Raw genomic sequence first — 12,542 nt, forward strand, 5'->3', positions numbered from 1 at the left:
GCATGGAGACGGCCAGCAGCAGGGCGTCAGCGCGCATTGTCCACTCCCAGGCCCAGCGAGGCGAAGGCACCCGGCCGCAGCGTGCCCACGCCCTCGGGGAACAACAGCGCGCCCGCCGTGCCCATGGCGTAGAGCTTCCCGCCCAACAAGCGCCAGCGCAGCTCCGCCCCGCCCAGGTAGCGCGCTCCAGACTGTCCCGCCCCCACCGCGAGCCCCTTCACGGCGACCTCCACGGAGCGGTCAAAGAGCTGCACCGCCACGCGACCGTCCACGTCGAAGCGTCCCCAGTTGAAGGCCTCCACCCCCAGCGACAGCTTCAGGTGCTTGTGGACACCCCAGTAGCGGACCGCGTCCCAGCCGACCTCCGCCTCGCCATGGGCTGAGTACCCGTCCGGGAAGGACGCCTCCGCCAGTGCCACGCCTTCCGGCCCCGCCGCCTTGAAGCGCGCCAGTTCGTAGTCCGGGCCGAAGAAGCCCTGACGGAAGCTACCGTGCTGCCGGCGTGCCTCCAGACGCAGCAACAGCCGCAGCGTCGGCGTCCGCGCGTCCACGCCCGCGCCCACCACCGCGCCCCACGCACCGCCTTTACCGGGCCGGCCGCCCCACCCCGCTTGAACGTGCACTTCGTAGGTGGGCCGCACCACCACCACGGCCATGGCGTCCAGGTGCACCAGCGTCACGGAGGGCGTCCGGCCTCCGGCGCGGCCCCAGTCGTGTACCGCCGACAGCGCCAGCGTGTAGCGCGCCTTCTCGCGGGGCGGCCCGAAGAGGACGTGCTCCACATCCAGGGAGAGCTCGGCGCCCATGAGGCGCGCGCCGAGCACGTCCGAGACGAAGGCCTCCGTGTAGAGCGGCCCGAGCGTACCGGTGAGGAATCCGCCCGCCGGGTGGTAGTCCGGGTTGAGCCGCCCGCCGTAGCGTCGCACGAGGTGCGCGGACAGCAGGCTGTAGCCCTCCAGCGCGCCAAACCAGACACCCACGGGCGCGTTGTCCGAGCCCAGCTTGAGGGCGCGCACCACCTGCCCGAAGTCCGAGACGCTGTCCCAGTCCTCCCTCCGCACTCCACCGCTCCAGAGGCGAAGCCGCACGGGCGCGCCCAGGTTGAGGCCGAAGTCCTCACCTCGCTCGAAGACGAGCGTGGGCTCCACCTGGAGGAAGCCCTCGTCCGTGCCGACGCTCGCGCGCGGCAGGAAAGCCAGCGTCGTCGCCTCCACGCGCAGCAGGTTGCGCCAGGCTTCGTTCCATGGGCGCCCTTCCTCCTCCACGGGCAGCGCCTCCGGGACGACCTCCGCCCATGCGGCGACCGGCAACAGCAGCCACAGCCAGACAGCCCCACTTCGCGTCATTCGCATCCACGCCCCCTGGAGGTGACTCCTCAGAGGAGAGCAGAGGACACACGTCTGACATTCAGCCGTTCACCTGCCGGCCACGCGCCACTGCCTACGGGTGAAGGGACGGCCGGCCGCTTCAAGCCAGAGTGCTAGGCTTCGCGTCCATGCCAACGAGCGCCGACGTGGACTGGGCCCAGATCGTCCGCTTCCCCGCCACCCATCCCCACTACAGCGAATACGAACGTCTCTGCCGCGAAGCGCGGCTGCAGCCCGCGTTCATCCAGGACTCGTGGGCGCTCATCATCCGGGGACTCCAGCGGCGGGCCGAGTTCATCGCGGTCAACGCCTGGAACCTGCCGGTCCCCGAGTTCATCGCGCTGGACCGGCTGATCAACGCCAGGGCCCAGGACCTGATGACACCCAAGGCCCTGGGAACACCGCTGGCCCTCTGGTCCGGAGGAATCGAGGTCAGTCAGTACGTGCGCGCCCGGGGCTATGACACGCTGGAGAGCACCGTGTACGGCGGCATCCTGGATGCGATGACCAATCCCCGGTTCAAGGTGTGGCTTGGCAGCGACGACTGGGGACCGCAGGGCGCGCTCTGGGACACCCTCTCCTCCCGGTACGTCGAGATGGCCGCGCGCTGTCGCGACACGATGCATGTCTTCCTGCGCACGCACGATCTCGAGTCCACGTTCTATGGCGAGGAGCTCGTCAACTGGCGCAAGGCCAAGCACAAGCAGGAGCGTGAGCCGGATGGGCTCACGTACCATGTCCTCGTGGGGCTGGACACCTTCGGCCTGGAGCGGGTCTTCCACCGGGAGCAAGACGCGAAGCTGTTCCTGCTGGCGTTCCTCGGACAAATCCGCCAGCGGTTCGAGCGAGGCATGTTCGAGGAGGGCGTGAACCACCGCTACCGGAGCGAGGTCTGGAGGGACAACGCGCGGGCCTTCGAGGACACCCGTCGCAAGAAGACCTACGCGGCGTACCGCCACTACATGAAGCACCCGCTCCGGGAACTCGTCGAGCAGTTCTCCGAGGTGGAGCAGGCGCATTCGCCGGATAGGAACTTCGACCCCCAGAAGTTCTCATCCGTGATGGATGAGCTCCTGCTCAAGACCCGGGCTCGCCGCGACCAGGCCCCGTGATGCCGGCGCCTACTGAATCGCGAAGATGAGCGTCACCTTCGCCTGCACCGTCTGCTCCTCCGGCTGGATGGGCGTGGTGGGCGCGGCTCGCGACTCCGCCATGTCCATGGCGAAGGTGGCCGGGTACAGGCGCGGGGCTTCCGTCACCGTGCTCGCGTCCAGCACCGCGCCCAGCTTCACGTTCAGCGACGCGGCCAGCACCTCCGCGGACTTGCGCGCCCGCGACACCGCCTGCCGCAGCGCTTCGCCCTGCACCGCGTCCTGTCGGCTCAGCCCGAAGCGCACCGAGTCCACCCGGTTCGCCCCCGCCGCCAGCGCCTTGTCCAACAGGCTCCCCACCTTGGACAGGTCCGTCACGTGGACGCTCACCAGGTTGCTCACCCGGTAGCCCTTGAGCTTCGGCTCACCGCCCTGCGGCGGCGCCGGCGTGTACTCGGGATAGACGTTGTAGTTGCGCGTCTGCAAATCGCGCTTCGGGATGCCCGCGCCGGTGAGCGCCGCAAGCACCTTCTCCATCCGCTTCGCGTTCTCCTCGCCCGCCGCCTTCGCGTTCGCGGCGGACGTCTCCACCGCCACGTCGATGAAGGCCTCGTCCGGCTGCGCCTTCACCTCGCCCGTGCCCTCCACGCGCAGCGTGCGCACTTGCGGATCCACCGGCGGCCGGGGCTGCGGTGAACCGCCCGGAGCCTGCGTCTGCGCCGCGGCCGTGAAGCCCGCGAGCACCACCAACGTCGTCAACATCCTGCGAACAGCGGACATGGCGCCTCCTTCCAAAGGCCCGGAGACCTTCGCGCTTCCTGGCGCGAAAGCCTCTCATGCCCCTTCGGACGCCCCAGCCCCAGCGGACATTCACCGGGCCCGAGGCGTCCAGCGCCGGACGCTCAGTGCAGCGAATCACCCGTCGGGTCCAGCGACATCATGGACTCCAACGGCTTGCGCAAGGGGCGCGGCGCGGACTTGCGCACCTGGGTGACGGCCTTGCGGCGCGCCGTGCGCAGCGCGTCCCGCCCCATGTCCATCACCGCCGCCACCGCGCCCGTGAGCAGGTTGCCCGGCGGCGTGTCCGGCGCGGCCGGGTGCGGGTGCGTGGGCGCGCCCTTCTTCGCCAGCTCCAGCGCCTCGCCCACCTGCCGCAGCTCCTGCGGCTTGAAGGCCTTCTTCACCTCCGGGAAGAGGTACTGCTCCTCCTCCGTGACGTGGGCGCGCACGTTCTCCATCAGCACGTGCACCTTCGCGTCGAAGCGCTCGGACTCCGGCGGCAGCGTGTCCAGCTCCGACAGCACCCACTTCACCACGTGGTGCTCCTCCAGCGCGCGCAGCACGTCCGGGGACAGGTCCTCCGAACGCGCGCGCACGGCGGGGTAGAAGACCTGCTCCTCGATGGCGGCGTGGATGGACAGCTCGCGCACCATCTCGTCCACCAGCTTGCGCTTGTGCGCCAGCGCGTGGTCCCCCGCCTTCTCGAACTTGCGGAACAGCTGCTCCACCGTCTTGTGGTCCGCCTTCAGCAACGTGATGGCATCCATGGGCCGTCTCCCTTCCATCGAATCGGGGGGCCGCGCCTCCCCCATCGCGAAGCCGCTCGGGCCCAGGCAGGCCCTGGCGCAGCGCGGCACGGAGTGAAGGGTGGGGATGGATTCCCGGCCGTGCCCACCCCCGCCGCCCTGGCCTCCGCGTCAGGACGGAGGGCAGCCGGGCGGAGGGGCCCTTCTGTCCGGAACCTGTCGGAAAAACCGCACCCGGCCCCACTCCCCGGGCGGCCCGGGAGTGCACACCGTGCGCGGCCAGATCGGTCTCGCGCGGGCGGCGGGCAAGGGAACAGGGGCAATACCGTGACGACGAACACGCTGCGCCTCCGGGTGGCGCGCATCACCCGTGAAGCGGAAGGCATCCAGTCCTACGAACTGGTGTCCCAGGACGCCAGTCCCCTGCCCGAGTTCGAAGCCGGCGCCCACCTGGACGTGCAGGTGCCGGGCCTCAACGGCATGCGCCAGTACTCGCTCTGCAACGACCCGGGCGAGACGCACCGCTACGTCATCGCCGTGCAGCGCGACGCCAACGGCCGCGGCGGCTCCAGGGCGATGCACGAGAACGTCCACGAGGGCGACGTGCTCACCGTGAGCGAGCCCGTCAACGACTTCCCCCTCCTGTACGGGCGCAGCTACGTGCTCATCGCGGGCGGCATCGGCATCACGCCGCTCCTGGCCATGGCGCGCCTCTTGGAGCGCACCGGCGCGGAGTGGGTGCTGCACTACTGCGCGCGCGACGCGGACCGCACCGCCTTCCGGGAGCTGTTGTCCACGCCGTCCTTCGCGGGCCGCGTGCACATCCACCACGACGGGGGCGACCCCACGAAGGGACTGGACGTGCGGGCGCTGCTGGCCACGCGCGGACCGGGCACCCGGCTGTACTGCTGCGGCCCGGCGGGCCTGATGAAGGCCGTGCGCGAGGCGGCCACCCTGCACAAGTGGCCCTGGGAGAAGGTGCACTTCGAGGCCTTCAGCGCGGAGGGCACGTCCGCCACCCACGCGACGCCGGAGGAGGACTTCGAGGTGTCGCTCAAGAGCACCGGCCAGGTGCTGCGCGTGCCGGCCGGCAAGAGCGTGCTCAACGTGCTGCGCACCCACGGCGTGAAGGTGGAGAGCGACTGCGAGGCGGGCTCCTGCGGCACCTGCGTCACCCGCGTCTGCGAGGGAACGCCGGAGCACCGTGACACGTTCTTCCAGCAAGAGCCCGCGGGAAATGAGCGGATGCTGGTCTGCGTGTCACGCGCCCGGTCCAAGCGCCTGGTGCTGGATCTGTAGTAGTGACACCCCCGGGCACGGCGTTTTGAAGCGCGCCTGTGCGCGGCGGGCCGCCTATGCTCGCGCCCCGCTCGTACACGAGAGAGGCTGATGAGCGACGGGACGTTGTTCTCCATGGACACTCCGCCCACCGAGGCCCGGTTCCAGAACCGGCTCTGGGTGGCGGATGCATTGGACCTCACGGGCGCGGCGCTCGTGGGTTGGGGGGCGGTGCGCGCGGCGGAGTGGGTGTCCACGCCGGCGCTGCTGGGGTTCGCCATGGGGGCCGCCTGGGTGGTGCTGTCCTGTGTGGGCGGGCTGACGGGGCTCACCCCGGGCCGTCACGCGCTGGGGCTCAAGCTGGAGCGAGCGGAAGGCCGGGTGCCGGGTCTGGGCGCGGGGCTCTTGCGCGCGCTCACCGCGCCGGTGGAGCTGCTGCTCCAGGTGGTGCTGCAACGCCGGCCGCTGGATGCGCAGCTGGGCGTGCACGCGGCCGTGATTCCGGGCGGCCTCCGGGGCTGGGCGCGGCGCCTGCCGCTGCCGCTGGTAGGGCTGGCGCTGCTGGTGGGCGCGGTGTGGAGCATCGTCACGCCCACGCGCGACGAGATGCTCCAGTACCTGGACCGCACGCTGACCGGGTGGCACTGCTGCCACGGCACGCGCGAGGTCACCTGGCAGTGCCGCACGTCCCTGTCCCGCGCGGTGCGCAACGCGAACGGCGGCGACCAGGAGGTCTCCGAGTTCCTGCGCAACGAGTGCCCCGTGGCCGCCACGCGGCTCAAGCCCTGAGGCGCCGCGCGAGCCCGAAAGGGCCCGCGCTCAGCGCTTGCGCAGCGCGAAGGTGTCCTCGCCCTCGTCGCAGCTCACCCACACGGCCTTCTCTCCCACCGCGGGCGCCTTGTTGTTCACCCGGAAGTACTTGGGCATCTCCACCGGGACCTTGTGCGTCTGATAGGGCTCCAGCCGCGCCATCCGCGCTTCCTTGCGCCCGTTCAGGACGATGGCGCAGTTGTGCCAGGTCCGCGTGTCGGAGCTGATCACATAGAGGGTGCTGTTGAGGCCGGTCCCCAGGATGCCGTCGATCTCCGCCTGGCCCAGGAGGCGTGAGCGCTCCACGGGCTTCTCCTCGGGCGGCGCGGCCTGCGGGACCTCGGGCACGGCCGCGGACGTGGGCAGCGCCGGCCCCGACGGGCGCACGGTCATCAGCAGGAAGCGCGGCTCCTTCGCCGCGTCCGCCTCCGCGTCCAGCCGCAGGGTCATGCGCTCGCGGCTCGGGTTGATGGTCACCACGGTCGCCGTCCCCAGCACGGGCCGCTTGCGGGTCCCCTTCTGGATGGGGCCCACCACCTTGAACACCGTGCCCGCGTTGATGCCAGACGGCACCGACGCGTTCACCACGCGCTGGCCGCCGCCCGTTTCGCCAATCTTCGCCACGGGCAGATGCGAGGGCAGCAGCTCGACCTGGGGCTGCGCGGGCCGCTTCGGCCCGGGCACGGGCTTCGTCACCGGCTTCACCTCCGGCTCCTGCGCGCCCGCCACCACGCCCGCGTCCACCGCCTCGGCCTCGGGAGGAGGCTCCACGGGCGGCGTCACCGCGGGAGGCGGCTCGTCCACCTTCGGGGGCGCGGCGGCCACCACCGGCTCGGACGGCGGGAGCGTCTGGGGCACCACGGGCTGCTCGGCCGTGTGCGGGCGCAGCACGTAGGCGGTGATGCCCACGGAGGCGCCCACCAGCAGCAGCGCCGCCACGGCGATCCGCGCCACCGGCCTGCGGGGCTCGGGCTGCGCCGGCAGCTGTCCGGACGTGCCCGCCACCCCGGCGCCCTTCGGCGGCGCGGGCGACAGGTGCACCGCCGTCGCACCGAGCGCGGCCGCGTCCACCTCGTCGGTGCTCCGCGCCACACCACCGGATCCGCTCCGCGCCACGCCGCCAGAGCCCGGCGTGGACCCCGCCACGCCACCGGAGCCCGGCCGCGCCACACCGCCAGGGCCCGGCGCGGGCAGGGCCACGCCACCGGAGTCCGGCCGCGCCACACCACCAGAACCCGGCGTGCCCGGCACGCCACCGGAGCCCGAGGGATGGGACACGAACGTGCCCCCCGGCCCGAGCGCCGCCCCGTCCACGTCGATGCGCCCGGTGTTGGGCCTGTTCCCGGCCTGCTCCTCCGGGCCCTGGACGGCCGCCGCGCCACTTCCGGAGCCGCCATACAGCCCCGTGCCCGAACCGCTCCGGGGCGCGGGCGACGGCGTGCGCCGCTCCCCGTGCACGCTGGACGTCAGCTTGCGCTGCTCCGCGAAGGCCTCCGGGCAGAGCGCGCGCACGAACTCGCCCACCTCCTCCGCCCCCAGGGGGTTCCCCGAGCGCAGGAGCTCCGCGTTGAGCGCCCGCGCGAACTCATCCGCCCGCGCGTACCGGTCCGCCGGCGACGGCGCCAGCGCCCGGCGCAGCACGGCCTCCAGCGACGGCTCCACGTCCGGACGGGACTCCGCCAGCGGCGGCACCACCGGGTGCGACATCGCCGCCATCATCTCGCCCACGGTGCCGTGGGGAACCAGCCCACGGCCCGCCAGCATCTCCCACACCACCACCGCGCAGGAGTAGATGTCGCTGCGGTGGTCCAGCGGCTCCGCGCGGACCTGCTCCGGGGACATGTAGCCCAGCTTCCCCATCACCGTGGACGGCAGCGTGTACTTGCTGCGCGCGGTGGACTTCGCGAGGCCGAAGTCGATGACCTTCACCTCGCCCTCGTACGACACCATCACGTTGTGCGGGGACACGTCGCGGTGGACGATGCCCAGGGGCTCGCCGTCCGTGCCCGTCTTGCGGTGCGCGTACCCCAGCCCTTCCGCCATGCGCTGGCCGATGTAGAGCGCCACCGGCGCCGGCACCGCCCGCCCCTGCACCCGGGCCTGCTCCAGCAGGTACCCCAGGTCCACGCCCGCCACGTACTCCAGGGCCATGTAGTAGGTGCCGTCCGCCTCGCCCATGTCGTACACCTGGGCGATGGAGGAGTGGACCAGGTGCACCAGCACCTTGGCCTCGTGGTGGAACCGGTCCAGGAACTGCCGGTCCTTCACCAGCCCCGGCAGGATGGTCTTCACGATGCACGGCTTTTCGAAGCCCGCCGCCCCGGACAGCTTCGCCAGGTACACCTCTCCCATGCCGCCCTGGCCCAGGAGGTGGACGAGCTCGTAGCGCCCGAAGAAACGGGGGGACTCTGTGGGTGCGGTGCTCATGGCTTGGCGCTCCCGAGCGCAGCATGGACTCCCCATGGAATCAAGCCACGCACCTCGCGCCACCCCTCCTTGCCAGCCTTCCGACACCGCTGGCGCCAAAAAGAGAAAGTCCCGGGGATAACGGAATTCCAGGGCCTGTGTTCCGACGGACAACAGGTCTGTTGTGCACCCCCGCACGTCCGGGATGCACCTGGGGCCTGGAGACGATGCGAGTCCGCGCGGGGATGCGTTCCCTCATCGCAGCACGCCGCTTCCTTCCTTCGTGAGGGGGGCGGGCACCTCCCAGTCCTCCGCCATGTGGGGGACCGCCCTCGGGAGGGGCGTCCTGCTTGGAAGGAGTCGCGTCATGAGGCATTGGGCATTCGTCGGGTTGCTGGCGCTGGCCGCGTGTGCGCCGGAGTCGTCCTCGCGCACCGCCTCACAGGGGCAGGTGTGCCCGGGTGTCGTCGCGGGAGGGATGACGGCCCGTCAGGGATTGGATGGGAACCAGCCCTCCCGGGTGCAGGCGGACGGACGCGAGCCGGTCATCATCCGCTTCCGCCGGGGCGACCGCACCCAGGCGTCGAGCGTCACGGCGTCGGGCGCCAGCTTCACGGCGAGCACCGGCGCGAAGGTGGGCGCCGTCTACCGCAACATCCCCGCGGTGGCCGCGCGCGTGACGCCCGAGGAGCGGCTCCTGCTGGAGCGCAGCAGCCTGGTGGAGAGCATCGAGGTGGACCAGATCTGGTTCGCCCAGGGCGTGACGCCCGGGCTCTTCTCGCCGCTGCCGCGCCAGGTGACGGCCGCCACGCCCACGCCGGAGGACGAGTACACGGACGGCCTGCGCCTGGTGCAGGCCCCGGACGTGTGGGACGCGGACCGGGACGGCGTGCTGGACGTGGGCGCGCCCACGGGCGAGGGCGTGCGGGTCTGCGTCATCGACAGCGGCCTGGACATGGACCACCCGGAGTTCCAGGGCGCGGTGGTGGGCAGCCACGACTTCCTGGATGAAGACGACGACGCCAATGACCGCGGCCCCCAGGGCCAGTGGGGCCAGGGCCACGGCACGCACGTGGCGGGCATCATCGCGGCGCGCATGGGCCACGGCGCCGACACCGGCCCCCGGGGCGCGCCGGGAGGCATGGTGGGCGTGGCGCCCAACGCGTCGCTGCTCATCGCCCGCGTGCTGGACCTGTCCGGGCAGACGCAGATGAGCGTGGTCCTCTCCGCCATGGAGTGGTGCGAGTCCCAGGGCGCGCGCGTCGTGTCGCTGTCGCTGGGCGGAGGCAACGCCACCCGCAGCACGGTGGAGGCGTTCCGCGCGCTGGAGGAGCACGGCCTGCTGGTGGTGGCGGCCGCGGGCAACCAGGGCGGCCCGGTGCTGTACCCCGCGTCCGACCCGTCCGTGCTCGCGGTGGGCGCGGTGGACGCGAACGAGCGGCGCGCGAGCTTCTCCAACACGGGCCCGGAGCTCGCGCTGGTGGCGCCGGGCGTGGACGTGTTGTCCACCTTCCCCCGGGGCATGGGCGCCTTCGCGGAGATGTCCCTGGACGGCACGTCCCCCATGTCGCGCTCGCTCCTGTACTCGCCCACGGGCGACACCGCGGGGCGGCTGGTGGACTGCGGCCTGGGGGATTCGCTGGCGTCGTGCTTCGAGGCCACCTGTGACGGCTTCGTCGCCTACGTGCGGCCGGGCGCGGTGCCGGTGTCCGAGGCCATGGCCAACGTGATGATGCAGGGCGCGCGCGCCGTCGTCTTCGGCTCCGACGACGCCCCCGCGGGCGGCGCGGTGGACATCCTCTCCCTGCCCCGCATGGGCCGCTGGGCTCCCGCCGTCAGCGTCAACCAGGCCGCCAGCACCATGCTGCGCGAGCGGCTGGGCGCGGACGCGCGGCTGTCCCTGGTGCCCGTGGACTACACCCACGTCTCCGGCACCTCCATGGCCGCGCCCTACGTGAGCGGCGTGGCCGCGCTGCTCTGGAGCGCCCGGCCGGAGCTCACGCCCCAGCAGGTGCGCGACGCGCTGGAGGACTCCGCGCGCGACCTGGGCACCGCGGGCCGGGACCCCGTGTTCGGCCACGGCCTGGTGCACGCGAAGGAGGCCCTGCAGCGGCTGCCGTGACGCACCTCACTTCTCAATTCATGGGAACGTCAGCAGCGCATCACGGACGCGGAGCGTGGATGTTGGGGAACGGAAAAATGCTCCGCGTGACGAAATCGAGAATGCGCTGCTGCGTGGAATGAATGCGCGCCGGAATTGTACGTGGCGCGCGCCGATGGCTGCCGGGAAGGCGGCCAGACCGGCGCGAAAACCATCTCATTCTTGAATTGAGGATATCCATGTTGCGAATTGCTGTTGCCGCCTTCGTCGTTGCCGCCACGGGTTGCGCCTCTTCGAGTGGCGCGGCGGCCGCGGGTCGCGGGGGCAACGCCACGGTCACCGGCAGCATCGCGTACCCCGCGAGCGGCCTGCAGGGTGAGCCGTGCACGTCGGTCGGGGTGAAGGTGACGGAGGGCGACGCCGTGGCCCTGGGCCGTGGCGAGGTGAAGCAGAGCCGCAACAACCGCTGCAGCTACAACGTCAGCGCGCTGCCGGAGGACAAGGAGCTGAACGTGGAGCTGGTGGTGGACGCGGGCCTCAAGTGCGCCAACGGCGCGGCGCCCACGGTCACCCCGGGCCCCACGAAGATGAAGATCGCCAAGTTCGCGGCGCCGGTGGTGAGCTTCAAGCTGGCCTGCGAGTAGCGCTCCTGAAGTCCTGTTGAAGTGCTTCACGCCGTGAAGGCCGGGTGCACCCAGGTGGGTCCCCGGCCTTCGTGCGTGGATGGCCGCATGCCCGGCGGGGGGACAGGGACCATTGATTGCTGAACACAAGGGCGCGAAGCTGCCCCGGCCCATGACCGTCTTCCGTCCGCGTACCGCCGTGCTCGCCCTGGCCCTGCTGGGGGCGGGTTGCGAATCCGAAGTGCCCTTTCCGACCGAAGATGAGCTGGACCAGCTGAGCGCGCTGCACACGCAGAGCGTGAAGCCGGAGTCGGACCCCACGAACAAGTGGGCGGACAACGCGGACGCGGCGATGCTGGGCCAGCGGCTGTTCGAGGACCCGGGGCTGTCGCGCTGCGGGACGGTGTCCTGCAAGAGCTGCCACGCGGGTGAGTCCTACACGGTGGAGACGGCGACGGCGGAGGGCTGCGGAGGCCACCAGTCCGAGCGCAACCCGCCCAGCCTGTTGAACGTGGGCTACAGCCGCTGGTTCATGTGGGACGGGCGGGCGGACCGGCTCTGGTCGCAGGCGCTGCTGCCGCTGACGAACCCCATCGAGATGGACTCGGACGCGACGGTGGTGCGCGCGCGGCTGTCCGGCGAGCCCTCGTACACGGCGGCGTACACGCAGCTGTTCGGCAAGGCGCCCGCGGACGAGTCCGACCCGGACCGGCTGATGGCGAACGTGGGCAAGGTGCTGGCGGCGTATCAGCGCACACTCAACCGCACCGACGCGCCCTTCGACGCGGACGTGCGGCGCTTCCTGCAGGCGGTGGAGGCGGGCACGCAGGAGAAGGACCCGGCGTACCTGGGCCTGAAGACGTTCATGCGCAAGGGCCAGTGCGTGGTGTGCCACAAGGGCCGCTCGCTGTCGGACGACAAGTTCCACAACCTGGGGCTGAAGGACTCGGGCGCGGGGCGGCGCGGGCAGGCGGACGCGGTGGACGCGCTGGTGTCCTGGCCGTTCAACGCCGCGGGCCCCTACAGCGACGCGCCTGGCGGCATCGACGCGGCGCGGCTGTCCACGCTGAAGGCGCAGGCGCAGAGCAAGCCCACGGAGGTGGAGGGCGCGTTCCGCACGCCTACCCTGCGCAACGTGGCGCTGAGCGCGCCGTACATGCACACCGGCGCGGAGAAGACGCTGGAGGACGTGGTCGAGTTCTACAACAAGGGCGGCGACCCGGACGGCACCTTCGCGGGCGTGCGCACGGAGACCATCGTCAAGCTGGACCTGAGCAGCGAGGAGAAGCAGGCGCTGGTGACGCTGCTCAAGTCCATGACGGGCGTGGCGAAGTAGGCCG

10 protein-coding genes are annotated in these 12,542 nt (G+C 71.6%); 6 read left to right on the forward strand and 4 right to left on the reverse strand.

All coding sequences use genetic code 11. The features are described from left to right. Window positions 1-26 precede the first annotated feature (26 nt). On the reverse strand, window positions 27-1,352 hold the full coding sequence (locus JYJ93_RS02290; RefSeq protein WP_206786247.1) for a hypothetical protein: 1,326 nt from the start codon (window positions 1,350-1,352) through the stop codon (window positions 27-29). Between the two features lie 143 nt (window positions 1,353-1,495). Here JYJ93_RS02290 and JYJ93_RS02295 point away from each other — a divergent pair, with 143 nt between their 5' ends. Continuing rightward, window positions 1,496-2,479 (forward strand): hypothetical protein, encoded by a 984-nt coding sequence (locus JYJ93_RS02295; protein WP_206786249.1) that lies wholly within the window; start codon window positions 1,496-1,498, stop codon window positions 2,477-2,479. 9 nt (window positions 2,480-2,488) lie between these two features. Here the strand turns inward: JYJ93_RS02295 and JYJ93_RS02300 are convergent, their stop codons facing one another. Further along, a complete protein-coding gene (locus tag JYJ93_RS02300) occupies window positions 2,489-3,238 on the reverse strand; it encodes an SIMPL domain-containing protein (protein WP_206786251.1) in 750 nt (249 codons plus the stop codon). A 122-nt stretch (window positions 3,239-3,360) separates the two neighbouring features. After that, entirely contained in the window at window positions 3,361-4,005 is a 645-nt protein-coding gene (locus tag JYJ93_RS02305; RefSeq protein WP_206786253.1) for a hemerythrin domain-containing protein, read from the reverse strand. 306 nt (window positions 4,006-4,311) lie between these two features. On the opposite strand from JYJ93_RS02305, the gene JYJ93_RS02310 reads away from it, so the two are divergent. Then, on the forward strand, window positions 4,312-5,283 hold the full coding sequence (locus JYJ93_RS02310) for a PDR/VanB family oxidoreductase (RefSeq protein ID WP_206786255.1): 972 nt from the start codon (window positions 4,312-4,314) through the stop codon (window positions 5,281-5,283). A gap of 90 nt (window positions 5,284-5,373) precedes the next feature. Then, window positions 5,374-6,051, forward strand: a complete 678-nt coding sequence (locus JYJ93_RS02315) for an RDD family protein (protein WP_206786257.1) — start codon at window positions 5,374-5,376, stop codon at window positions 6,049-6,051. A 30-nt stretch (window positions 6,052-6,081) separates the two neighbouring features. Here the strand turns inward: JYJ93_RS02315 and JYJ93_RS02320 are convergent, their stop codons facing one another. Next, window positions 6,082-8,499: a serine/threonine-protein kinase gene (locus tag JYJ93_RS02320; RefSeq protein ID WP_206786260.1), complete on the reverse strand. Its 2,418-nt coding sequence runs from the start codon at window positions 8,497-8,499 to the stop codon at window positions 6,082-6,084. Between the two features lie 346 nt (window positions 8,500-8,845). Between JYJ93_RS02320 and JYJ93_RS02325 the strand changes: the two genes are divergently transcribed. The 3 genes from JYJ93_RS02325 to JYJ93_RS02335 all read left to right on the forward strand — a co-directional run bounded on the left by JYJ93_RS02325 (window position 8,846) and on the right by JYJ93_RS02335 (window position 12,538). Then, entirely contained in the window at window positions 8,846-10,600 is a 1,755-nt protein-coding gene (locus tag JYJ93_RS02325; protein WP_206786262.1) for a S8 family serine peptidase, read from the forward strand. Window positions 10,601-10,818: 218 nt separating this feature from the next. After that, window positions 10,819-11,223, forward strand: a complete 405-nt coding sequence (locus tag JYJ93_RS02330) for a hypothetical protein (RefSeq protein WP_206786264.1) — start codon at window positions 10,819-10,821, stop codon at window positions 11,221-11,223. Window positions 11,224-11,335: 112 nt separating this feature from the next. Then, entirely contained in the window at window positions 11,336-12,538 is a 1,203-nt protein-coding gene (locus tag JYJ93_RS02335; RefSeq protein ID WP_242543631.1) for a cytochrome c peroxidase, read from the forward strand. The last annotated feature ends 4 nt before the right edge of the window (window positions 12,539-12,542 follow it).

The sequence above is a fragment of the Corallococcus sp. NCSPR001 genome (assembly GCF_017309135.1).
GTDB lineage: Bacteria > Myxococcota > Myxococcia > Myxococcales > Myxococcaceae > Corallococcus.